General features: G+C 40.7%; 15 protein-coding genes. 4 read left to right on the forward strand and 11 right to left on the reverse strand.

Going from position 1 to position 24968, the window contains the following annotated elements; translation table 11 throughout:
* The first annotated feature begins 26 nt into the window (after positions 1 to 26).
* Both AADY36_RS10475 and AADY36_RS10480 read left to right on the forward strand, forming a co-directional pair.
* Positions 27 to 3356 carry a PAS domain S-box protein gene (locus AADY36_RS10475; RefSeq protein ID WP_342408952.1) on the forward strand — a complete coding sequence of 1110 codons (3330 nt, stop codon included), beginning with the start codon at positions 27 to 29 and terminating at the stop codon, positions 3354 to 3356.
* On the forward strand, positions 3353 to 4342 hold the full coding sequence (locus AADY36_RS10480) for a response regulator (protein WP_055021508.1): 990 nt from the start codon (positions 3353 to 3355) through the stop codon (positions 4340 to 4342). Before AADY36_RS10475 ends, AADY36_RS10480 begins: the two co-directional genes overlap by 4 nt.
* A gap of 12 nt (positions 4343 to 4354) precedes the next feature.
* On the opposite strand, the gene AADY36_RS10485 is transcribed toward AADY36_RS10480, so the two are convergent.
* Both AADY36_RS10485 and AADY36_RS10490 read right to left on the reverse strand, forming a co-directional pair.
* Positions 4355 to 4756, reverse strand: a complete 402-nt coding sequence (locus AADY36_RS10485; RefSeq protein ID WP_173637085.1) for a VOC family protein — start codon at positions 4754 to 4756, stop codon at positions 4355 to 4357.
* A complete protein-coding gene (locus AADY36_RS10490; RefSeq protein WP_054564028.1) occupies positions 4749 to 5396 on the reverse strand; it encodes an HD domain-containing protein in 648 nt (215 codons plus the stop codon). Before AADY36_RS10490 ends, AADY36_RS10485 begins: the two co-directional genes overlap by 8 nt.
* A gap of 135 nt (positions 5397 to 5531) precedes the next feature.
* Here AADY36_RS10490 and AADY36_RS10495 point away from each other — a divergent pair, with 135 nt between their 5' ends.
* On the forward strand, positions 5532 to 6722 hold the full coding sequence (locus tag AADY36_RS10495) for a class I SAM-dependent methyltransferase (RefSeq protein ID WP_054564029.1): 1191 nt from the start codon (positions 5532 to 5534) through the stop codon (positions 6720 to 6722).
* Here AADY36_RS10495 and AADY36_RS10500 read toward each other — a convergent pair.
* The 6 genes from AADY36_RS10500 to AADY36_RS10525 form a co-directional block, all read right to left on the reverse strand.
* Entirely contained in the window at positions 6719 to 7015 is a 297-nt protein-coding gene (locus AADY36_RS10500) for a PilZ domain-containing protein (RefSeq protein ID WP_054564030.1), read from the reverse strand. The genes AADY36_RS10495 and AADY36_RS10500 overlap by 4 nt on opposite strands.
* An 8-nt stretch (positions 7016 to 7023) precedes the next feature.
* Positions 7024 to 7371, reverse strand: coding sequence for a response regulator (locus AADY36_RS10505; protein ID WP_268795275.1), 348 nt, complete (start codon positions 7369 to 7371; stop codon positions 7024 to 7026).
* Between the two features lie 139 nt (positions 7372 to 7510).
* On the reverse strand, positions 7511 to 11401 hold the full coding sequence (gene hrpA, locus AADY36_RS10510) for an ATP-dependent RNA helicase HrpA (protein WP_342408953.1): 3891 nt from the start codon (positions 11399 to 11401) through the stop codon (positions 7511 to 7513).
* A gap of 213 nt (positions 11402 to 11614) precedes the next feature.
* Positions 11615 to 12505 carry a peptidylprolyl isomerase gene (locus tag AADY36_RS10515; RefSeq protein WP_342408954.1) on the reverse strand — a complete coding sequence of 297 codons (891 nt, stop codon included), beginning with the start codon at positions 12503 to 12505 and terminating at the stop codon, positions 11615 to 11617.
* Between the two features lie 91 nt (positions 12506 to 12596).
* Positions 12597 to 16283 carry an autotransporter assembly complex protein TamB gene (tamB, locus tag AADY36_RS10520; protein WP_342408955.1) on the reverse strand — a complete coding sequence of 1229 codons (3687 nt, stop codon included), beginning with the start codon at positions 16281 to 16283 and terminating at the stop codon, positions 12597 to 12599.
* A complete protein-coding gene (locus AADY36_RS10525) occupies positions 16283 to 18010 on the reverse strand; it encodes an autotransporter assembly complex protein TamA (RefSeq protein WP_055021503.1) in 1728 nt (575 codons plus the stop codon). Before AADY36_RS10525 ends, tamB begins: the two co-directional genes overlap by 1 nt.
* 171 nt (positions 18011 to 18181) lie before the next feature.
* Here AADY36_RS10525 and AADY36_RS10530 point away from each other — a divergent pair, with 171 nt between their 5' ends.
* A complete protein-coding gene (locus AADY36_RS10530; RefSeq protein ID WP_054564034.1) occupies positions 18182 to 18514 on the forward strand; it encodes a ribonuclease E inhibitor RraB in 333 nt (110 codons plus the stop codon).
* Between the two features lie 25 nt (positions 18515 to 18539).
* Here AADY36_RS10530 and AADY36_RS10535 read toward each other — a convergent pair whose 3' ends face one another.
* The 3 genes from AADY36_RS10535 to AADY36_RS10545 all read right to left on the reverse strand — a co-directional run bounded on the left by AADY36_RS10535 (position 18540) and on the right by AADY36_RS10545 (position 24924).
* Positions 18540 to 20285, reverse strand: coding sequence for a DEAD/DEAH box helicase (locus AADY36_RS10535; RefSeq protein WP_342408956.1), 1746 nt, complete (start codon positions 20283 to 20285; stop codon positions 18540 to 18542).
* Between the two features lie 68 nt (positions 20286 to 20353).
* Complete coding sequence (locus AADY36_RS10540) at positions 20354 to 20659, reverse strand: H-NS histone family protein (RefSeq protein ID WP_054564036.1); 306 nt, start codon at positions 20657 to 20659, stop codon at positions 20354 to 20356.
* A gap of 110 nt (positions 20660 to 20769) precedes the next feature.
* Positions 20770 to 24924, reverse strand: a complete 4155-nt coding sequence (locus tag AADY36_RS10545) for an ATP-binding protein (RefSeq protein ID WP_342408957.1) — start codon at positions 24922 to 24924, stop codon at positions 20770 to 20772.
* Between the last annotated feature and the right edge of the window lie 44 nt (positions 24925 to 24968).

Below are 24968 nucleotides of genomic sequence, written 5' to 3' on the forward strand. Positions count from 1 at the left end.
ATAACAAGCCGTTTCAAAAAAATATTATGCTCGCGAAATTTTTTATTACCGATCAAAACCCCAGCCTAATAGTAAGTGGTGTCTATGATCCAAGCTTAGTTGCTCTTTCTATTGCTACGGCTATTTTTGCTGCTTATTTTTCACTCCATATCATTGATTTAGCAAATAGAACTCAATTTGATTCGTACCGTAAATTAGGCAGTGCAACAGGTGCCTTGGTGATGTCAGGTGGGATTTGGAGTATGCACTTTATCGGCATGCTGGCTTTTTCATTATGCACCACCGTGGAGTACGACCCTACACTGACATTTTTTTCATTTATTCCTGCATTTTTAGCCTGCTATACCGCATTTTCATTTTTGAAACGCAAAGATTTAAAGCAAATACCAACAACAATAAAGCTACTCATTGGCTCTGTATTACTTGGCTCTGGCATTGGTGCGATGCACTACTCGGGCATGGCCGCCATGCAAATGAGTCCGCTGCTTCGCTACGACCCGGCTTGGTTTGCAGCATCAATTGTGGTGGCTGTTGCATTATCTTTTGTCGGCTTATATGCGCGATTTCACTTAGGCGAGCACTTTAAAAAGCTTACGGTGTTACAAACCCGCATCATTTGCGCCATTATCTTTGGCTTTGCTGTAGCGGGTATGCACTATATGGGAATGGCCGCCACCCGCTTTGTTGCAACCTCACCTTTGTTATCTGAAAACGTTCAAACGTCGCAACTTACTTTTATCGCCATTAGCGTTTCATTTGCTACCGTATTATTGACTGCTCTGGTTGGGATTATTAACGGCATGGTGCGTTTTCGCTTATTACTGGCAGAAAAATCAGCAGAAGAGTCGCGCTTGGATGCCATTTTAGGCACTGCAATAGATGGCATCGTAACAATTAATATTCATGGCATTATTTTAAGCTTTAATAAATCAGCAGAAACTATTTTTGGTTGGCGCCAAGACGAAGTGCTGGGCAAAAACGTAAAACTATTAATGAACGACGATATAGCCGCGCAACATGATGGTTACTTAGCTGATAGTAGCAGGCATGAAGTTAAAAAAGTGATTGGCGTTAACCGTAATGTGTTTGCGAAGCACAAAGATGGTCATTTATTTCCTATTCGACTTGGCCTTGGTGAAGTAAAACAGCCTAACGCAGAAACATTGTTTGTTGGCTTTATAACCGATTTAACAGAGCAACGTGCACTACAGCAAAGTCTCGAAGAAAAAGAGAAACAATATCGTACCTTAATGAACAATACCCCAGGCGCTGTATTTCGTTGTTTGTTAGATGAACATTGGACGATGAAGTTTATAAGCCCCAGTGTTTTTGACTTAACAGGTTACAGCCCTGAAGAGTTTACCGATGGCACAGTTACATTTGCTCAAATCATTAATAACGATGATGTAGCGCATATTGATGAAGTTATGGAAAAAGCCATAGCTGAAAAAAACCAATATGCGGTTGAGTACCGCATTCGCCACCGAAATGGCAAAGTTGTGTGGGTTTTAGACCAAGGAACAATTAACGAAAATAGTGATTCTGAACAAAAGTGGATCGATGGTGTACTTATAGATATCACCGCTCGTCACGAATATGAAGAATCACTCAAAAAAGCAAAACAAGAAGCTGAAGCCGCAGCACAAGCAAAACAATCATTTATGGCAAACATGAGCCATGAAATACGCACGCCAATGAATGCAATAATCGGCTTTAGCGACATATTAATGGATAGTCCTCTTAGTAAAGAGCAACAAAAACATATTATTACCGTCAATAAATCAGCTCGCTCACTGTTGCATTTGCTCAATGAAGTACTAGATTCTGCAAAGTTAGAAAAAGGCAAACTCGATATTCAGGCAGAGCACTTTAACTTACAAGCCTTGCTCGACAATATCGTCTCGACTTTTTGGCTTGAAGCGAAGCGTAAAGATATTCTGCTTGATTTGATTATCGCTGATAGTGTTGCGCCTATTTATATTGGCGATGAGTCTCGCATTCGCCAAGTGATGAATAATCTCATCGGGAATGCAATTAAATTTACCGAGCAAGGGTCTGTCACAATTACGGTGAGTCAAACTCAAAATAAACAATTGTTTTTCGAAGTACAAGACAGCGGTATTGGCATAGCCAAGCACCGCTTAGATGCTATTTTCCAGCCATTTGAACAAGCCGACGGCACCATGACACGCCGATTTGGTGGCACAGGTCTTGGCACCACTATTAGTAAGCAGCTTGTTGAGTTAATGGGTGGTTCAATTGGTGCTATTAGTGAAGAAGGTAAAGGGAGCTGCTTCTACTTTAGCCTTCCTTTACAGGAAGGTGATATCAGCCAAGTCGATACCCTAACTTGTAATCAATTAAACTTACCAAAACTTCGCATATTAGTGGTTGATGACATTGAGCAAAATGTTGAGCTACTGAACATTTTATTAACGCAAGCTGGGCACACCATCAGTACGGCTCACAATGGTCTTGAAGCCATTGCAGCATTTGAACAGCAAAGCTTTGATGTGATTTTGATGGATATACATATGCCGGAATGTGATGGCATTACGGCCTGTAAAGAAATCCGCGAAATAGAGAAAATCAGATGTTTAAAAATTACACCTATCATCGCGTTGACGGCGAGTGTTTTACAACAAGATAAAATTACTACAAAGCAGGCCGGTATGAATGGCTTTGCAAATAAACCCGTTGATATTAACCAGCTGAACCATGAAATTGCGAAAGTGCTTGGTTTAGAAGTAAATAAAATCACTAACAATAAAGTCGGTGATGAGAAAAAGCACATCAACTACGACAAAGGTGTTTTGATGTGGGGAAGCAAAGAGAAATTAAATACGGAAATTGGCTTATTCCTAAGCAATCATCAACAGAGTATTCTACGACTGAAGGATCAGAAACTCAGTGAAGACGAACAAAAAGCAATTTTGCATACTCTTAAAGGAGTCGCGGGTAATTTAGCACTAGCAAAATTATTATACTTGTTATCAAACGCTGAGAAAGAACGTGAAAAGGAAAGCTTCCCTACACTCATTGCCGAGTGCGAACAGGAATGGCAAACGCTGATTGCATTACTTGCAGAACAGCCGCAGTCTAGTTCACAACAGCAACCCATACACGAAACGTCGCTGGGCGCATTTATTAGCCAAATTGAGGCACTGCAAGCGCAAGCTGAGCATGCAGAAATAGACGATGATTTATTAAGCCAAGTGCAATCCCAAGCACCGGCAACCTACCAAGATCAGGTTGTTGAAATTTGTGCGCATTTTGAAAACTTTGACTTTGATGCAGCAAGCACTGCTTTATCAGCTTTAAAGCACACTCTCCAAGCTGCTAAGGAACACCTATGACGCAAATCTCAGAACGTGCAAGAATTTTGGTCGTCGATGATGAACCAGCCAATTTAAAAGTGATCCGTGAAGTACTCGCTAACGATTATCGCTTATCGTTTGCAAAATCTGGCGAGCTTGCTCTTCAGCTTATTGAGAATGAACCTCCTAAGTTGATTTTGCTCGATATTATGATGCCAGATATGAGCGGCTTTGAAGTTTGTAAAGTATTGAAAGCAAATCCTGAAACTGCTCATATCCCTGTTATCTTTGTTACCGCACTTTCTCATGAGCAGGATGAGTCTGAAGGCTTTGCTCTAGGTGCAGTCGATTATATTACCAAACCAATTAGCCCTGCGATCGTCAGGGCGCGGGTTAAAAATCATTTATCATTAGTGCAAGCTGAGCAACTGCAATTAGCCCACATTGATTTGATCCAACGTTTAGGCCGCGCCGCAGAATATAAAGACACCGACACCGGTGAGCACATTGCAAGAATGAGCCGCTACAGTAAAGTACTCGCCCTTGCCTATGGCATGAGTGAGTACGAGGCCGAGCAGCTTAAACAGGCAGCGCCTATGCATGACGTTGGTAAGATAGGCATTCCTGATTCAGTACTATTAAAGCCTGGGCGCTTAAACGAAAACGAATACGAGCACATGAAACAACATGCCTTAATCGGTGCGAAGATTTTAGAGAACTCAACTTCGCCGCTATTACAACTTGCGCATAAGCTTGCCCTTGAACACCATGAAAAATGGGATGGAACGGGTTATCCGTATGGCCTGAAAGGCGAAGAAATCAGTATTGAAGGGCGTATTGTCACCATTGCAGATGTGTTTGATGCCTTAACCTCAAAACGCCCTTATAAAAAAGCCTGGTCGGTTGAAGAAGCGCTCGACTTATTGAAAGACGAAGCTGGTAAGCATTTTGACCCGCAACTAGTTGATTTATTTATTGGTCAAATAGATAGCATCATAGAAATCAAAAACACTTATACGAGCTGAGATATAAAGGCCTCATTTGAGGCCTTTTTTAATTGCATCGTAATCATGCGAAGTAATTTCATGGCTATTACCAGCACAATCTTTAAAATACATTGAATAAGTAACACCGTGGTCAGCAACAAATGTTTTAACATCAAACTGAGCGAGATGCTCAAGCCATGCTAAAAACTGTGCTGCATTTGCGCCAAAAGCAATACCTTTGCTTCTCCCGTCTGCTTCAAAGAGTGCTAAACGAATTGTCTTTGCTTGGTCCTCTAAGGTTAAAGGCCCTTTTCCTTCATCCCAAAAAGCAAGCTCTGGTACAACATTAAAGCCAAGTACTTGCTCATACCACTTTAGCGCAGCCGATAAATCATCAACATTTAAGTGGCAATGATCAACACCACATAAAGATGGAATAGCCATGTTACTCACCAATTTCGGTTTTTAACTGCTCTAAAAATTCGAGCATGTAAGCTGTGCGTCGTTTAGCTTCATCTTTTGCCGATGGCGTGTTCATACTCTCGCTAATGTGTAACAGCTTAATGAAGAAATGATCGAGGGTGTATTTTGTATCGTCAGGTTCGCGGTTTAAGCAAAATGGATCGTCTTTATGATACAGATAACGACCAATTGAGCCCCCTACTTTCATGCAGCGACTCACACCAATTGCACCTAATGCATCCATTCGATCCGCGTCTTGCACAATTTGCGCTTCGACACTTTGGACTTTGATATTGGCACTAAAGCTATGTGCCGCAATAGCATGATGAATAGCACTAAAATACTGCTCAGGATAATTAATTGAGGCTAAAAAACTTAACGCCTTATCTGCAGCCATGGTCGATGCTTTTGCCCTGTCTGGGTGGTTTTTAGCAACTGCAACACAATCATGTAACCAAGCTGCGGGTAACACCACAGCCATTTCTGCCTGCTCGGCAATACATAATTGTTTTGCAACCCTCACTACTCGCTCAATATGACTAATATCGTGTGCGACATCGGCATGGAGTAAAGACAAAATAAAGTCTCGACACTGAGTTTCTAAAGCTGCAAAGTCTATTTCTGGCTGCATATACTGGCTATCACCATTAACTGATTGAAATTATGCTTACTTTAGCGTGCTTACTAGATTTGTTCAAAACATTCATTGTATGTTTGCTAGTGCTTCATTAAACTATGCCCCCTTTTGTTTGACGCGAGAATCCCTATGTCATCTGCTATTTACCTGCAAGCTGGACGAGAAAAATCATTAAAAAGAAAACACCCTTGGGTGTTCTCAAAAGCCATTAAAAAAGTAAAAGGTAAGCCAGGACTAGGTGATACTGTCACAATCTATGACAATGACGGTAAGTTTTTAGCGATTGCAGCTTACAGCCCGCAATCACAAATACGTGCTCGCGTATGGAGCTTCGATCAAAACGAAATCATTGACCAAGCATTTTTTGAAAAGCGTTTGCGCCGTGCCTATGCTGCGCGCGAACAGGTGATCAGCGAAGGCGGCTTAACGGGTTTTCGTTTAAGTGCTGCAGAGTCTGACTACTTACCAGGCATCACTATCGATAAATTTGATAATGTACTGGTGTGCCAACTGCTTAGTGCCGGTGCAGAGCGCCATAAAGGTGAAATTGTTGCTGCACTTATGGCCATTTTCCCTGGTTGCGATATTTATGAGCGATCAGATGTTGATGTTCGTACTAAAGAAGGCCTTGAGCCAATCAAGGGCGTACTTTGGGGTAAAGAACCAACAGAGCCAGTCGTCATTGAAGAAAATGGCTTAAAACTCGAAGTAGACATTCTTGAAGGCCACAAAACTGGCTTTTACTTAGACCAACGTGATAGTCGTGCAGCTCTTGAGCGCTTTGTTAAAGACAAAACAGTATTAAACTGCTTTAGCTACACAGGTACTTTCTCGCTTTATGCTTTGCGTGGTGGTTGTAAACACGTTACTAACGTCGATGTATCACAGCCAGCACTTGATACGGCTAAGCGTAACGTTGAGCATAACAACCTTGATTTGTCTAAAGTTGATTTCGTTAAACAAGATGTCTTTAAGTTGTTGCGCCAATACCGTGATGAAGGTGTGCAATTTGATACTATCGTTATGGATCCACCAAAATTTGCTGACAACAAAGCGCAATTAACCGGTGCTTGCCGTGGTTATAAAGATATTAATATGATTGCGATGCAAATCTTAAAACCAGGTGGCACTTTACTCACTTTCTCGTGCTCTGGATTAATGGAACAAAATTTATTTCAAAAAGTGGTTGCGGATGCAGCCCTTGATGCAGGTAAAGACTTGTTGATCATGGAACGATTAAACCAAGCTGCCGACCACCCAATTGCTGGCAGCTACCCAGAAGGCTTTTATCTTAAAGGCCTGATCTGTAAGGTTTACTAGTTAAAACTTACAATTTCTAAACCGGCACTCAAGGAGCCATCTTGCTCCTTGGTTGCTCGTATCACACGGGCTGTTGCATCAAATGAGGTAATAGCCGTGCTAGTCGAAGCAATTAACACCCGATACAGACTGCCTATTTCTAAAACTTCATCAAGGTGAATTGCCAGCCCTGTTGCACTTAAATCAGTGCACATAGCCTGAATTTCTTCGCCATTAACAACATCTAATGGGATTAGTTTTGCAGGGGTATGAATTTGCATGCGGCGAAAGTCGCGTTTTTCCTCATGAAACATATGGCCTCCTATACCAGTGTTTTTATTTTCTCTATTAATGTTTTAACAGAAAAAGGCTTCACTACATAGGCGTCACACCCGGCATCAAACCCCGCTTTTTGTTCAAGCTCGGTTTCAAGGCCAGACACCATGACAACAGGAATTTGCTCTGTTTCTGGGGTGTTTTTTAGTAATCGGCAGGTATCATAACCATCTAAGCCCGGCATACAAACATCTAGTAGTATAGCATCTGGCGGCTCTGCAATGGCTGAAGTTAAACACGATGCGCCTGAGTTTGCATAACTTAATGAGAACTCATCCCCAAGGCTTGCTTTGAGCATTTCAAAATTAAAATATTCATCATCGACGACCAAAATAGTTGGTCGCGGTCGATTTACCGTACGCTCAGGAACTGAGATCGGTTTTTCCTTTTCAATGCCCACATAATCTCCTTTTAGCATCTGTGTTTGTAACTTAAAGCAAGGAGGCGTTAACCTCATTGCTCATTCCTTAGTATTATAACTCACATTCTTTGATTGCGTTTAAAACACGTTTAGCAGATACAGGATAAGGTGTCCCTAGTGTTTGTGCAAATAAAGAAACACGTAACTCCTGTTGCATCCAAAATATCGCACTGATCTCTTCAGGAATTGGCATACCCTTAGGAATTTTATTAGCTAATTTTTGATATTGCTCAGCTACTTTTTCAAGCTCAAGCACACACAACCTATCACGATTAGGATCAACAGGGAGCTTTTCTAGGCGGCGTTCAATGGCTTTTAAGTAACGAATTAAATCCGTCATTTTTGCTGCGCCGTGCTGGCTAACAAAGCCTTTGAAAACTAAGCTTTGTAACTGTGATTTAATATCACCGTGCGCTGTTATCATGGTTAAATCAACGCGTCCTTTCATACGTTTATTTAAGCCATGAGCAATACTTAGCACTTGCTCTACTTGGGTAGCGATCTCAACAACCGTATCACCAAGCTCACCGCGAATTTGCTCTTTCGCTTTTTCAAATGCATCTGCTGTGCGAATGTTGCCGTATTTAGTTAATAGGCTATCGACGGCTGCAGCGATACAGTCATCAATTAAGTCATTGACCTTACCAAACGGATTAAAGTACAAACCTAATTTAGATTTGTTTGGTAAGTTTTGTTGTAAATACTTAATTGGTGATGGCACATTTAATAACACTAAGCGGCGTAAACCTTGTTGGTGCGCTTGCTGTGCTTTGTGTTCATTATCAAATAGCTCAACCGCAGCTGAGTCTTTTTTATCCACCAGCGCTGGAAACGCTTTGATTTCGTATTGACCTTGTTTTTTCACGTAAGAGCTTGGTAACTCGCCAAAGCTCCACTCAGTCAAATCAGCTTTTTCTATGCCTTTGTCTGCTACTTTCGATAAGGTATCCGTTACCTTACCTTGTAACTGGGCTTTTAGTTTAGATAAATTTAAACCGCGAGCGAGTAACTTATCGTGTTCATCGCGCACTTCAAACTGTAAGCGTAAATGCGGAGCAAGGGTTGATAAATCCCATGCATCAGGCTCAACACGCACACCTGTCATACGTAATAAGCGCGTGCTAATTGCATCAATTAGGTTGCCTTGCATCGGCTCGATTGCAGCAAGTACCGCATCGGCGTAGTTTGGCGCAGGCACAAAGTTGCGACGAATCGTTTTTGGTAGCGACTTGATAAGCGCACAAATTAATTCATGTCTAAATGCAGGAATATGCCAATCAAAGCCAGTTTCTTGAACTTGATTTAACAGCGCTACCGGAACTTGTACCGCAACACCATCGACGGCTTGCCCTGGATCAAAGTGATATGCCAGTGGTAATAATAAGTTCTCTTGCTGCCAAGTATCTGGGTAATCAAACTCGGTAACATGATCAGCACCATGCTGCATTAATTCTTCTCGAGACATATGCAAAAAGCGTTTATCTTTTTGTTTTTGTCCTTTCCACCACTTATTAAACGCGGCACGATTATTTACATCTTGTGGAATTTTCTTGTCGTAGAATTCAAACAGGGTTTGTTCATCAACTAAAATATCACGGCGGCGAGATTTATTTTCAAGAACCTGAATATCTTCAATTAACTCTTGGTTATATTGTAAAAAGCCTTCATTTTGACCCAGTTCTTGCTCTACTAAAGCGGTGCGAATAAACAACTCGCGACTTACTTTTGGATCAATATTGCTGTATACACAGCGGCGCTTATTAACAATTAATAGTCCATACAAGGTTTGCTGCTCAAACGCGATAACTGCACCCGGCTTTTTCTCCCAATGCGGTTCACTGTAGCTGCGCTTTACTAAATGCTGTGCAAAGCCTTCAACCCATTTCAAGTCTATGCGCGCGTTGATCCGCGCATAAAGCTTACTGGTCTCAACAAGCTCTGCCGACATAATCCATTTTGGGCTCTTTTTAAATAATCCTGAACCTGGGAAAATATGGAATTGGCTGTTGCGGGCGCCTTTATAAATTTGTTTTTCATCTTTAAAACCAATATGACTTAACATACCGCTTAATAAAGATTGATGAATTCGCTCGCTATCAGCAACATTTGTAGTGGCCTTCATGCCCATTTCATTACATACCGTTGATAGCTGATAAACAATATCTTGCCATTCGCGAATACGCATATAGGCTAAAAAGTCCTTTTGGCATAACTTTCTAAACTGGCTATTGCTCAATTCAGATTGCTGCTCTTCAAGGTAATTCCACAGATTTAAAAAGGCGATAAAATCTGAATCAGGGTCATCAAAACGGCCATGCTTTTCATCCGCTGCACCACGTTTTTCTTGTGGTCGCTCTCTTGGGTCTTGAATCGACAATGCCGCAACTATAATAATCACTTCACGCAGTGCACCTAAGCCATCGGCAGTCAGCACCATTTTAGCTAACCGTGGATCAACCGGTAAACGGCTTAAGCTTCTGCCTGATTTCGTAAGCTCAGTCTTTTTATGGCGTTTAGCTGGCTTAATTGCTTCGAGTTCTTCAAGTAGCGTTAAACCATCGTTGATATTACGGCTATATGGCGCTTGCACAAACGGGAACTGCTGCATGTCGCCAAGCCCCAAACCAAGCATTTGCAAAATAACAGAAGCTAAGTTAGTGCGTAAAATTTCAGGATCAGTAAACTCAGGGCGCGAGTTAAAGTCTTCTTCACTGTATAAGCGAATACAGATACCCGCTTCGATACGACCACAGCGACCTTTACGCTGATTCGCACTGGCTTGTGAAATTGGCTCAATTGGTAATCGTTGTACCTTAGTACGGTAGCTATAACGGCTGATGCGCGCAGTACCTGGATCGATAACATAGCGAATACCCGGCACCGTTAGTGATGTTTCAGCCACGTTGGTGGCTAAAATAATATGACGACGGCTGTGCGGCGCAAAAATTCGGTTTTGTTCTGCGTTTGATAAACGCGAATAGAGCGGTAAAACATCCGTGCCTTTGAGGTTTCGCTTTGATAACGCATCAGCGGTATCGCGAATTTCTCGTTCACCATTCATAAAAATCAGAATATCGCCAGGGCCTTCATCGCACAGCTCATCAACGGCATCAAAAATACCCTGTAATTGGTCACCATCCGCTTCCATCTCATCTTTGTTGATTTCAGTGGTTGGTCTATAACGAACCTCTACTGGGAAAGTTCGACCGGATACTTCGATGATGGGTGCATCATCAAAATGTTTAGAAAAACGCTCTGGGTCAATCGTAGCTGAGGTAATAATAACTTTTAAGTCAGGACGTTTTGGCAGTAAATTTTTTAAATAGCCTAAAATGAAATCGATATTCAGGCTACGTTCGTGGGCTTCATCGATGATGATAGTATCGTACTGATTTAGGTATCTGTCTTGTTGAATTTCAGCCAGCAGAATACCGTCTGTCATCAATTTAATATAGCTATTATCAGAAACTTGGTCACTAAAACGAATTTTAAAACCCACTTGTTGACCTAGCTCGCATTGCATTTCTTCTGCAATACGATTCGCGACACTTCGAGCCGCGAGTCGGCGTGGCTGGGTGTGGCCAATGTATCCATCAACACCGCGGCCAAGCTCTAAACACATTTTTGGGATCTGCGTCGTTTTACCAGAGCCAGTTTCACCGGCAATGATCACCACTTGGTTATTGGCAATCGCCTGTTTAATGTCATCTTTCTTTTGGCTAACAGGAAGTTGCTCTGGGTAGGTCACTTTAGGCAAGGCAGCCAAACGTTGCTCGCGCAATTGCTGCGAACGACTAATATCTTCTGCTATTTTTTGCGCTATGTTTGCTTGCTTAGTTTCATCGTTGATTTTTTTAATGCCATGAAGGCGTTTTTTGAAGATGAATTGATCTTTGCGTAAACACGTTTTTAATTCGCCGAACAGCGGACCTAGGTTAACCACCCGATACCCTTATATTTCTTAACCAATAGACTGATATTGTATCAAATAATCTATCAGGTGGTCATGGCTTTATTTATGCCAATTCGCTTAATTAAGTGAACAGTTTTGAGGCAATAAAATCTCGTTGATAACAAGGCAAAAATTTCGTTATTTAGTTGTTCTAAATGAGAGGTTTTTAACGCCGTTAGCGACAGATTTAATCCCTCAAAATGATTAAGTATTATTGCGAGTTGGCATAATCCTCTCTGTTGGGATTGGCATTGCACAAACATCGATGTAGTCAGGGCTTTCAACAAACCACGCTTCTACTCGATTTTTACGCGCTTCGATGAGGTCTTTAAAGGCATTTGAGTCTGTTTTCATCACCCGAAATTCACTGTTATCTGTATCTTTAATATCTGCTAATACTTGCATATCTGTGATGGGATTAAATGGCTGACCTTCAGTGGCTTTACGCTGCAATAGATTAAAGTGCTCCATGCCTTCTAAAACACGACCAAACACGGTGATATTACGGTCCAAATAGCGCTGGCTATTACCGATGGTGACATAAAATTCGGTACCACCGGAATTAATATCATTACCGCGGGCCATAGCAAAAATTCCTGGGCAATGTACTTGCCATGTTTCGGTTTGGCTTTGGTTTTGTGCCACAGCAAAGCCATTTAAAAAGCCCGTTTTAGCGGCATAGCCATCAGGCCCTTTAAGCTCTGTAATCGCTAAAGGAGCCTCGGTGCGTAGATAAAACTCAGCAGGTAACCCTTTTTTGGCATTTTTAACAGGTTTACTTTCGCTGGCATCCCCGCCCTGCGCAACAAATCCTTCAACAAAGCGATACATACTCAGGCCTTGATAAAACCCTTCTTTGGCAAGCTGTCGCATGTTATTTGCGTGAATAGGCGCTAGTTTATCGTTTAGTTCGATATAAGCAGCACCCGTAGGTAAGGTTAATTTAATGACGTTTTCGGCACTGACTTTTCGCCACTCACTGCTATTTGCGGTTTTAATGATTTCGCCAGCGGAACGTTTTTGGCTTGTTTCTATTGCAGTAATTGGTGCAGCTAAAACTACGCCAAGACACAGAGTTAATAGACTTAATTTCATTGTTATTATCTTTTAAGTAATTGACAATTCAGCCTATTAACTTATGCCCTAATAAGCAAGTAAAAGCGATGTTTGATCACAAGTAGAGCGATTAGTCCCAATCAAATTTATAAAGAATATCAACATTTTGATAAAGGCCGCTGGTGACCTCAATATACAATTGCGACAACAATTGATAACGAACTGCCACTTCACTTAGTGAATCAAAAATACCAACACTGTATTTTACTTGAATACCTGGTGTAACATAGCCAGATATTTCAACTTTGGTGTCATCCCCGCTACCGCTTGAACTTAAGCTAACATCAGACAAACCAAAGCTTTCACCAATTTTAGATACCACACCTTCACTACGGTTTACACCTTGGGCAAGCAGTAATTGGGTGAGCATCGCATCGGTTGAACTATCTCCTTCATCAAGAGGTTGACCATTTAATAAATAAGCCAATGCTTGGGCTTGGTCCATCGCTGGCTCTGAGAATACTTTTAATGAAGGCTGTTCAACATTACCAGTTAAGGTAATACCCGCAATCACGCCATTCGAGGTGTTGTCTGGATTACGAATTGCCTTAATGTTCAAGTACGGTTTATCAATTGAGCCACTAAAGCCCACCTGACCGGTACGAATTTGCAAGTCTTGACCAAAAGCACGATAGGTACCTTGAACTAGGTTCAACTCACCCGTTGCTATCATCGGCGTAACTTGGTCCATGCTGATGTTTATGTCACCTTCAACTTTCGACTGTAAGCCAAACGAGTCAACGCGCACATCATTTTCAACCAACACCTTTAAGTTAATAGCATAATCAAAGGGCACTTTTTCTGACTGTTGCTGCTCAATATCAACAATGACTTCATCATCGCTGACTTGCACAGCACCTTCTGGTAGCTCTTCAATCGCAATACGTCCCCATGGCACGACGACTTGGCCATCAAGATTAAACGCATTATTTTTTAACGACATAGTTAAGTCTGGAGACACTTTAAAGGTGACATCTTGCTGAGCACGCACAAAAAACTCTTTACCGTTTAATCTCACGTCAACGTCCGGTAAATCTTGCTGCCAATCAACACCGCCAGATAAATTAAGCGCGCCCCCTTCGGTGTCTTTGAGCTCGCCAGTGAGCTTTGCACTTTGGTTATTAAAGGCAATGTTCACATAAGAGTTTTGCAGCGATACCGGTAAGGTTGCCCCTTCTAGATTGATATTTTCAACATCAAAATCACCATTGAGTAATGGCTCTTTTAAAGTACCTGCGATTGCTAACCGACCTTTTATGTCGCCTGTTAATTGCTCAAGTGAAGCTATAAAAGGGCGTAGGTTTGTTAACTCAATTTTCTCAATAACCAAGTCGCCCGCTAAGGTCTGTTGATTTTGAATATCATCAATGTTGAGCTCTGACGTCACTTTACCTAATACAGATGAATCAACTGTGGCATTAAGTTTACCCGTTTGCGCATCGCTCATTGCCGAGATATCTAAAACCTCTATCGGTAATTTATAAACATTTGCGTCATCAATTAAAGATGCTTCCAGCTGCTGAGTTTTGATATTGGCACGAATCGTTTTCAATGCACCATTATTCCAATTAGCAACAAACTCCCCATTTGCATCGCCTGTTACTTTCAAGTTTTCAGGTAAGAAGTGTTTAAATTCAGCAATAGATAGCGCTGCAAGCTGTGCATTTAACTGGCCTAATTGCTCAGTTTGCTGCAAGGTCTCAAAGCATAGTTTTGAGTTATCACTTTGCCAGCAATGCGCGCCTACATTAAAGTCAAAGGTTTTGGTATTTACTTGGATATTAACCGGTTTATCAGTGCCAAAGCGTACCTGATTATCGGTAACAAGAATTTGGCTTAGCGCACCTTGCCAGGTCTCTTTATTAAATTTACCGTCTACATCAAATGATGCCTTGCCTTGATCTGCATCGAGTAAAAAAGTTAAATGATGATCTGTTTTATCGCCACTGGCGTCTAACTCAATTTGATTAATTTTATGCTCTGCGATCGATGCAGAATCGAGCACCAGTGACACATCCGTTTGCCAATCTGCTGCGTAATCAAATTGCCCTTTTAATGTTAAACCATCAACCTGAATATCTTGATAGCTCAATGTATTAAGGACTAGATTTAAATCAACCGTTGGCGCAAGACGCTCACCACGTAAGCTCAAATCAGCAAAACCCTTGCCTTGCATAGGCAAGATATCTTGGCCACTTGCATCTAGACGCAATTTACCGTCTACACGCCATACGTCATCAACCTGTCCCGATAGCGCAATTTCATTTTTACCGCTTTTCACTTCAAGTTTTTTAAAACTCGCATGCAGGCTGCTATCAAGTTCAAAATCCGACAATAAGGTCACTGGCACTTCATTAACTGAACCATTTAATTGCGTGTTATCTAAGGCAAGCTGCCACTCACCTGCCTGTAAATTAAATGAACCATTAAATTCACCAGATAAATCACTGCTTAATGCATCCGTTAAGTATTGGGCTTTTAAGTGGCTTAAAACCCCTTTAAACTCGCTTTTTACCCCGTTCGACCAATCAACTGATGCGTTAATGTCTGCTTTACTGTCATTCGCATTGAGGCTTAACTGCTCAAGTTTTGCGTTTGTTAAACTACCGTGTAATTGCGATTTCACAGTCATTGCAGGTAATGCGTCTAACTGCGTTACTAGGCTCAAATCGACAGCATAAGCATCGGCATGGCCTTTGGCTTTTAAATCAAAGTCCGATAATTGCAGCTGTTGTGTATCTGTCGTAATTTGCCACTTCGCTATCTGGCCTGTTAAATCAAATGGGTAATTTGTTTGTTTTAGGTTAACAGCCCCTTTTAACTCTGCTGGGTACGCTCCTTGCGTTACTAAATCTAACGTTAAATCCTCAAGCGGGCCTGAAAGCGATAACTTCGCTTGATGCTCAGTGCTTTTTACAGACACTGCTCCCTCAATTGTATTTTCACCAGAAAGCTCTGCCATTAAATTAGAGTGCAATTGCCATTGCTGATAACTTGCAGCAAGCTTTTCAAGATTAATATCGCTGCCCTTAGCAGACGCAACTAATTCAATATTTTCTACAAGCTGAGCCTCTTCAACACCATAAGGGGTTACAGCAACTTTACTGATTTGAAATTGCTTTAACTCAATATTAATCGGTAGCGTAATATCGAGTGATGGTAATGCTGGCAGCTCTGTTAATGGCGTTGATTTAGGCTGCTCTTTTGCTTCGTGTAGCATCACAGCAACATCAGCAATGGTCAGTGTATCCACTGTAATATCCGATTCTTCGCCGCGACCACTTAAGTTTAATTTGTTGACTGTTACATCGGCGCTCGGGTGCGCAAGATTAAAGCGATTAATTGCAACTCGCTTAACAGCAACTTTCATTGGTAAGTTGATTTGACCAGCTTGCTCAGCTTCAGGCTCAGCTTCAGTGCTCTGCTCAGTTGATGCAGCTTGGCTTTTAATGCTTAGATCAATCGACTGGGCGCTTAAATTATCTAGGCAGATACCATCACAACGCCACCAGAATAAATCAATTTTTAGCTGCTTTGCCTCAAGCTTGATGCCTTGATTTTCAAAGTGAACATCAAACGCATCGTTATATAAAAAACGACCAGATGGCAGGTTGATTTTTAAACCATCAACTAACTTATTCGCTGTGTATGCAATAAAGTGATTACCGGGCGCGGTGAATAGCGAACAAAACACAATAACTAGCAGACTTGCCAACGTGATTGATAGAACCTTGGTTATCTTTTTTAACATCTTCATTAGATTTCAGGCCCTATGGTAATACTTAATCGGGTACTTTTGCTTTCTTTTGTTAAACCCCAAGCATGGTCGATACGTACAGGGCCAACCGGTGTTAAATAGCGAAAACCAAAACCGGCACCAACTTCGACGCGATCACTAAAATCATTAGTCGCAGTACCACTATCGACAAATAAGGCTGCGCGCCAATGTTCAGCAAATTGATAGTTATATTCAACAGTGCCACTCATTAAATATTTACCACCAATTAGGCGCCCTTTTTCATCTTCAGGGGAGATAGATTCATAGGCAAAACCACGTACACTCTGATCACCACCGGCATAAAAACGCAGTGATAACGGCACATCATTTATATTATCGACCAACATGGCACCTAGATTGGCTCTTAAAAACAGCATATGGCGTTCTGCAAAAGTAGTTAACCAGGCATTTTGCAGTTGTAAGCGCAAAATATTGGTTGAAGACATCATATCTTTTAAACCAAACTCTACTGACATCATCCATTGATAGCCTTCATAAGGCGTTGTGCCCCCCTCGGTGTCTTTTTTGGCATAACTAATACCAGGCATCAGCATTTTTGCGCTTTGTTCTTCATCCCCTATTCGATAGGTCTCGTAATCGCGTCTTAGAAAAGCAGTACGTACCCAATCGTCATCAGTGAGCCACTGCCGCTGAAGCTGTCCCGTGAATATACGACTGTATAAATCATTGGTTAATTCATCTTCAAGCTTGTAACCCACAGAAAAGCGCCAAAGATCATCATTAGGGTCGTCAACTGGCACCGTATAGCCAAGTGAAATATCTTGCTGGCGCTCAGATACATTGAGGTTACTTTCTAAATAATGACCATCTTCGGTGATCCAAGGCTTGGTCCATTTGAAACGGACTTTTGGTCCAAGGTCAGTGCTATAACCGCCACCCACTTCATAACTATTGGCAGGTTTGTGTAATACATCAACGTTGACAGGCACTTGATTATTTTTACGTTTTGCAATATCTGCATACACACGAACACTGGCAAAGTAAGGGGTGCTCGACAATGCTAAGTTGTAATCAGAAATCTCGGTCGCATTATAAGGCTGACCTTGTTTAAATTCAGCCAGCGAACGAATGTATTTTTCGGCTGGAGTCTCACTACCAATTGTGATGTCACCAAACTGATAACGGGGCCCAGTATCGACATTGAAAATGACTTTTGCGCTATTATTTTTTAGCGAAACTGCCAATTTATGCTCATGCCATTTTGCATCAAAATAGCCTAAGTCTAATAGTTGGCTTTCAATACGTTTTCTTGCGGCTTCATATTTACCGTGATTTAAAAAGTCACCTTGTTTGATTTTGATGCTGTTGACGGCAGACATAAATTCAGCGTCATCTTTACCGGCACCCGTGATAGTCACGTTAATATCTGCAATACGGGTAGCAGGACCACGTTGAACATCAACAATTAAAAGCTGCTGAGCATCATCGAAACTAATTTTGATTACCGGCTTATAATAACCAAGCGCCTTTAAACTCATTTCAACTTGGCTTTTAGCGTGACGCCTTAATGCCTTAGAAGTTTTTTCATTGACCAGTTGCTTAATGTAAAGCTCAACGTTTTTTTCGAGATCATCACTGATCCCTTGAATTTTATAATCTTTAATAACAGTTGAGGCACTAATTGCGTGCTGGCTGTATGAAAAGCAGATAAACACAAAGACAAAAAAGAAATGCCGAGTATACAAAAAATATCCTTACTTTTTTGGAAGAGTCATAATCTAAAATGAGTACAAAAAGATACTAGCACAGTGCAATAGCCACTGACATAATTGAAATGTTAAAATTAGTACGCGTTAAACAATTATTTTCGCTACAATAGCGGATAATACCTAGATTTATAATGAATGAGCGACTAAATGCACTTCCCTGATGACGAAAACGGTCAATTATTAGCTGAAATTGCTGACGCTGGTGTCGATTTAACCAGTATGCAAACTATCGATTTCTATATTCTTTTTGAACAAAAGCCTGAAGCAGAAAAATTTGCTGAAGCAATTACAAGTGATGAACTTGCCCCTTCAACAGAGTTAGCCAAATGCCCAGATACAGGGGTGTGGGAAGTAATAACTCGTGTGAAGATGGTGCCAGATCACACCTTACTTAGCCAAACAGAACAATACTTAGAAAGCATTGCTAATAGCCATAATGGTTATGGCGATGGTTGGGGGTTGATGGCCGAAGAAGAATAAGCCATTCCACAATCTCGTAAGGGGATCAATTTAATTGATTCGCCTTACGAAAATTGCCCTGATAATCAAATAGCTTTTCAGCCACTTTCCAACCGTATTTTTTATTTTTACGCGCAATCACAAAATCGGGGGCAAGTAGTTGCTGTTGTAAATTGACAACCTGCTCAGCGCTTTGCCATTCAATTGGGGTAAAACCAAGTGCTGCTCGCTTACCAAACTGCTTATTAAAAATAAATCGTCCGGTGTCATTTGCTAAGTTAAATACCTCATCACAACTGGCTCCATCTTCATCATAATAGCTAATTTTAAGTAAACCTTTTGCGATCACCTGAGCTGACAAACCACTACACCTTAATACCAAGGCATCTTTTAAATTTAGTGCTTCTCGTAGTTTATCATCAGGGTCTGCCATCATGGCACCACAGGACTGACACTGCCTTGCAGCAATATCATTTTGTTCACCACACTGCTCACATTCTTTAAACCGAAAACGATAATCGCACTGTACTTGTTCTTCACCATCGTCCAGCAAGCCTTGGCAACGCCTACCAAAATGCTCAACTACTTTGCCTTCGCTGTCTGTTTTACCCCAAAAAATATTCGCAAATCCACAGCCTGGACACAGCACTTGAACAGGCTCATTATCACTTTGCGCTTTTTTACTGCCGACCTCAGGGTAAAACAAATCAAAGCCGTTACCTGCATAATCAATCACTAAGCAGTCTTTTTTTCCTTCGCTTAAACGAAGGCCTCGACCAACAATCTGTTGGTATAAACTGACCGACTCGGTGGGACGTAAAATCGCAATATAATCGACATGAGGCGCATCAAAACCCGTCGTGAGTACAGATACATTTACTAAATACTTTATTTTTTTTGCTTTAAATTGATTAATAATTCGGTCACGCTCGTTATTATCAGTATCACCCGTGATAAGTGCCGTACTATCCTCAGGTAAGTAACTGGTAATTTCTTTGGCATGCATTACGGTTGCTGCGAAGATCATCACGCCATGACGCTGTTCACTGTATTCTATAACTTGCTTGATAATCGCTTTTGTTGCGCGTGTATTATCTTTCAATAACGCATTCATATTCTCAATACTATACCGACCAAATGAATCACTCGGTAATGATGAAAAGTCATAATGGCTAATGGCTGCATCGACTTCATGGGGCGGCGTTAAATAGCCGTTCTTGATCATATAGCGCAGTGGTAACTCAAAAATACACTTTTTAAACGGTGCATCTTTATCACCTCTAACAAAACCATGATAGTGATGATGGTAAACCCAACCCATCCCCATACGAAATGGTGTTGCGGTTAAGCCAAGTACTTTAAGATTGGGATTTTGTTTTTTTAGACTCGCTATCACCAGCCCGTACTGGCTTTGTTCATCACCGCTTACACGGTGGCATTCATCAATGATCAACAAAGAGTAAGCATCAGTGAGCTTTTCTGTATTGCGTGCCAGTGATTGCACACTCGCAAAGGTGACTTGCTCTGTTAAAGACTTTTGCTTTAACCCCGCAGAAAAAATACTCGCCTTAAAACCAAAGCTAATATATTTCTCGGCGTTTTGCTCTACTAACTCTTTAACATGCGCGAGCACCATAATCTTTTGTTTAGCAATGCGCGCAAGTTCAGCAATAACAAGGCTTTTTCCAGCCCCTGTTGGTAAAACAATCAGTGCGGCGTCATCTGTTTGTCGAAAGTGAGCAACCGTGCGTGCTACGGCCTCTTGTTGGTAGGGTCTAAGTACGTACTTCATGTTATCGGACTATAATCGACATAAAAAAGGGAAACATACGCTTCCCTTGATATTCTTTAAAGCAAAAATTAAGCGAGGTGTTTTGTTAAATCGACACCTTGGAATGCTTTAGGACGTTTGCCACGGCCTGTCCATTCAACAATTTCGCCATTAAATTCGATGCGGTACTTTGGTTTTACCTTAGTACGCTTATCTGTTGAAGCAACATCTTGTAAATCTTCTAATGTAAGTCCTTTTTCTTTTAGTAGATCGAGTACTTCTTTTTTAGCTTCTTGCTGTTGAGTATATTTCTCGATTGCTGTGTCAATTAGCTGTTTTGCTTTTTCTAATTCAGATAATGACGCAGATTTCACAAAAGATCGGATTTCTTTCATTGAGAGCTCTCTTAAGTATTAAAAGTTAAGTTAAATGTTCAACAGTAGCTAGTATATGTGGATTTAATGAAATAATCTATTCCATGTTTATTTTTTATCCTATCTATTTATTATAGCCATAGCTTTATTTTATCTATTACATCCCTTAACTCAGTAATTAATTGTTCCACTATTAATGTATCTTGCTGTTGATTAAAGGTATTTTCCGTTGTCACTATTAGCTCAGATAAAGGTGGGTATTGCAGCATAACAATAGCGCCTTTAAGTTTATGTATTGCAGCAGAAACCCTTTCTAAATTTTGAGCTTCCAAGTGCTCTTGTAGAGTATTTAAATCACTTTGCAAACTGTTAATAAATACGTCGGCAAGCATTTTCGCATCACTCTCATTACCAAAAACAGTTAACCAATGCTGCTTATCTTTTATACCTTGTAAACTGATATCAACGCCTTCACTGCTATTAGGCAAATCATTAGAGCTTAAATCTATAAACTCAGCTAGACGATTATATAATTCATTAAGTTTATAAGGCTTAAATAAAACACTATTCATTCCTGACTTTAATGCTTTGTTAAAACATTCTTTTGAATCATCAGCGGTAAAGCCAATAATTGGCAAATGTTTAAATTTTTCTTGATTGCGTAATTGCTCCGTTAATTTAAACCCATCTAAGTCAGGCATATGACAGTCGGTTAGTAATAAATCAAACTGTCCTGTTTCAAGTGCTCTGAGTGCAGCAATACCATCATCAACCATCACTGCTTTGATACCGAGCTTCTGGCATTGTTTTTCGAGTAATAATTGATTTGTTTTATTATCTTCAGCAATTAATATTTGCCCATGTAACTGAGCATTTTGCGCAGCCAACCCCTCATCATTGCTGGTATGTACATTATCTAAAAGCTCTCTTAGAGTATCTGGATATAATGGCTCTGTAGGTAAAATATGACAGCTACAATTAGCCGGCCTATGCTCTTTTTTTGCACTTGCGACTAAAATGTAGTTGTTGTTTGCAGTACTGATTGATTGCAGCCAATTAGCGCCCCACAGCGTTTTAATATAGCTTTCATCAATAAGAATATTATCTTCCTGCGTAAATGCCTCTTTATCTATTGGCCAACTTAATTGGTGATGCTTTACACCCATATTAGCTAGATTATTTAATAACTGATGGTCTTGAGAACACACAGCCCAATTCACTGATACAGCCTGCAGTTTTTGTTTGCTGACGCTTTTAAGTGGCACAGCAATGTAAACATTGGTACCTTTACCAAAAGTACTTGAAATGGATATTTCACCTTGCATGGCTTCAACAAGTTGCTTTGCCAAGCTCAAGCCTAAGCCTGTACCTCCATGGCGACGTTGAATTGAGTTGTCAGCTTGCTCAAAAGGGGTAAATGTATGCGCCAACTGCTCAGCCGTCATACCTTTACCCGTATCTGATATTTCAACTTTTAAAGACTGCTTCTCAAATAACACATCGCAGCTTATTGAACCATTTTCAGTAAACTTCACAGCGTTATTTAAAACATTAGAGAGAACCTGCATCAAGTGGCTTATGTCAACAGAAGCTAAGGTATAAGCAGCTGTGCGCCATATCACGTTAAACTCAAGCCCTTTTTGCTTAGCTAGGTATTCATGGGCACGCAAAACACGACATAAATGTGCTTCTAGGTCGACCTCACGTAATTCAACTTCAATATTGCCTGTCGTGGTATTAGCAAAATATAAAATATCATCCACTAATGTGCGAAGCTTGGTTACAGAGCTGTCAATGTGCTCAACGAGGTAATGCTGCTCTTCATCAAGCGGTGATGATTTTAACAACTCTATAAAGCCATTTACCCCAGACATTGGCGTTCTTAATTCATGACTCATAGTGGCAATAAAGCGGCTTTTTGCTAGATCAGCTTGATGTGCAAGCTGAGTAGCTTTACTTAAGTCTGCTTGTTGGCGTTTAAGTAAGCTGATGTCCAGCAAGATCCCGTTCCAACGCACACCTTGCTTATCGTCTCGTTTATTAATTTCAGCATTAGCAATATAACGACACCAAATTTGCTGGCCGAGATTATTTATCCGAAACTCAATATCAATCAGTTTGTTAAATTTTGTCGCTGCTTTAAAACTCTTGGCGATTTGCACGCGGTCTTCATCAACAATAAATGGCGAGATACATCCCGTCATACCGCGCTGGTTAATCATTCGTGAAGTGACACCTAATAAGCTCTGCGCGCCCTTACTTATATAGGTATAACACCCCTCACCATTGTCATAATACTCATACTGGAATACGCCGCCGGGTATGGTATCTGTGATGGTTTGTAGAAGCTGTTGAACTGACTGATTCTCACGTTGTAAATGGCGGTGCTCAGTAACATCAGTAAGTACTGTCATGATGCCAGCTAGTTCACCATCTAACCCCACATACGGCTTTTTAGTGTAAAGCAGCTCCAGTTCTTTGCCAGCTTTGTTAGTGTAATTAATATGCTGATTAATGACTTTGCCTGAATTTAAACTTTGTTCATTTTGTGAAATTAGTTTTTTTACGACTTTAATATCGCCGCGCAGATATTGGTTATTTTCATCCCATAAGTGAGCAAAATTTTCTTTGTAGGCACGATTCCACATAACGCGTTTTTGATGCTGATCTTGAATCACCACCATAGTGGGTAAGTCATCAATGAGTTTTTGAGTAAAGTTAAGCTTAATCAATGCCACTTCTTCAGCTTCTTTACGCTTTGCAATTTCGCGATTAATAGTTAACCGCCAGCTAATAAAATAAATCACCGACACAGCGATTAAAATTAAAATAAGAATTGCCGTGGTATTCACTGTTTTGCGGTCGTAGCCACGTTCAATACTAAAAATGCCATGTCGGTTCACAACATGGCTAAAATCGTTGCTGGTCAATGTTTTAAATAAGCTGTCTAGCAAAGTCGCAAACTCTGAAAAGTGCTTATTCACTAAAAAATAAATAGGCTGGGTATACCGGTATTTTGGATTAATATAAAACTCACCAATATAGAATTGGTTTAACTGGTATGCCGCAATACTTTGCGGCAGTATCACAGCATCAATATTGTCATTTCTCAGTGCATAAAATAGCGTTTTAATTGAGTCAAATGATACCGTTTCAACGAGTTCATTCGTTACAAGCTTTTGCTTAGGGTCAGCAAACGCTTCTAAATAACCAATTCGTTTAGTTTTGCTTGCTCGTTTAGAGATTAACACCATCTCTAAACTGTAATGAGCTGGCAATGCTATCAACACCCCCTCATCAATTTTCGTGGGGTTCATGGTCGGAATTAAATCAATTTTATTGGCCAAAAATAGTCGTTCCAACTCTTTCGAATTAGCCGCAGGTATATACTTAAACTGAAAGTCACTGCGCTGAGCTAAAAGCTCAAGAGTATCGTTTAAATAGCCGTCTGCCTCTCCTAAATTACTTGTCGCATGAATTGGATAGAGACCATCGACAAAAGAAAATGTCAGTAAGTAATTATTTTCTTCTTTTTTATCAATACGGTTAAAATCACGCTTAAATTGACTATACGCTTTAGCGGCTAAATATTCTTCACTAGCAGAACTTTCCCATAGTTGTTTCGTGGTTGGTGAAATAGCGGCTAATACCGAATTAACTTGATTGCGTAATGCTGTTTTGTTTTTATTAAACATTACATGCAAGGTTTCGCTCGATAGCCAAACTGGGCTCACAACTTTCAGGTTTTCTTGAGAGCGATTTTTTAGTTGATGAGATAATACTGAGTAATCACCCATAAAGGCATCAAACGAGCCATCTGCTACTTTTTTAAAGGCGTCTTCGGGTTTTATAAAACGATTAATAAATAGCGCGCCATTTTCAACTAAATATTCACAATGTGAGCTACCCGTAATGCACACCCAACGTAAGCTCGCTAAGTTTTTCAAAGCATCATTTGCGATAGACTGATTTGCGACAATACCTCTTGGCGCTTCCATGAAGGGTGTTGAAAATAAGAAATGCTTTTTACGCTGTGCGGTTTTATTTAGGCCTACAGCAAAATCGATCTCACCAACTTTAAGCGCATCTAATAACTCATCTAAACTGTCGTAAACACGGTATTCAAGATCGGCTTCAGCCAAGCGAGCGATTTCATTACTATAACCAACAATAACACCCGAAAACTGCCCATCAGCATCCCGGGTATGGTAAGGAAAAAAATTATAGTTAACGATACCCGCTTTGAGTTGTGTGGCTAAGACATCGAATGAAAGACACAGCGTCAAAAACAACACTATGATTTTATGGAAATAACTCAACTGAAACATCG

The organism is Pseudoalteromonas sp. D15MCD-2 (genome assembly GCF_038562745.1).
Taxonomy (GTDB): Bacteria; Pseudomonadota; Gammaproteobacteria; order Enterobacterales; family Alteromonadaceae; genus Pseudoalteromonas.

Excerpts from the sequence above, each read along its gene's own strand:
- AADY36_RS10495 (WP_054564029.1), top strand. The coding sequence starts at position 5,532 with ATGTCATCTGCTATTTACCTGCAAGCTGGACGAGAAAAATCATTAAAA.
- AADY36_RS10530 (WP_054564034.1), top strand. The coding sequence starts at position 18,182 with ATGCACTTCCCTGATGACGAAAACGGTCAATTATTAGCTGAAATTGCT.
- AADY36_RS10480 (WP_055021508.1), top strand. The coding sequence starts at position 3,353 with ATGACGCAAATCTCAGAACGTGCAAGAATTTTGGTCGTCGATGATGAA.
- AADY36_RS10535 (WP_342408956.1), bottom strand. The coding sequence starts at position 20,285 with ATGAAGTACGTACTTAGACCCTACCAACAAGAGGCCGTAGCACGCACG.
- AADY36_RS10500 (WP_054564030.1), bottom strand. The coding sequence starts at position 7,015 with ATGTTTCATGAGGAAAAACGCGACTTTCGCCGCATGCAAATTCATACC.
- AADY36_RS10490 (WP_054564028.1), bottom strand. The coding sequence starts at position 5,396 with ATGCAGCCAGAAATAGACTTTGCAGCTTTAGAAACTCAGTGTCGAGAC.
- tamB (WP_342408955.1), bottom strand. The coding sequence starts at position 16,283 with ATGAAGATGTTAAAAAAGATAACCAAGGTTCTATCAATCACGTTGGCA.
- AADY36_RS10515 (WP_342408954.1), bottom strand. The coding sequence starts at position 12,505 with ATGAAATTAAGTCTATTAACTCTGTGTCTTGGCGTAGTTTTAGCTGCA.
- AADY36_RS10540 (WP_054564036.1), bottom strand. The coding sequence starts at position 20,659 with ATGAAAGAAATCCGATCTTTTGTGAAATCTGCGTCATTATCTGAATTA.
- AADY36_RS10475 (WP_342408952.1), top strand. The coding sequence starts at position 27 with ATGCTCGCGAAATTTTTTATTACCGATCAAAACCCCAGCCTAATAGTA.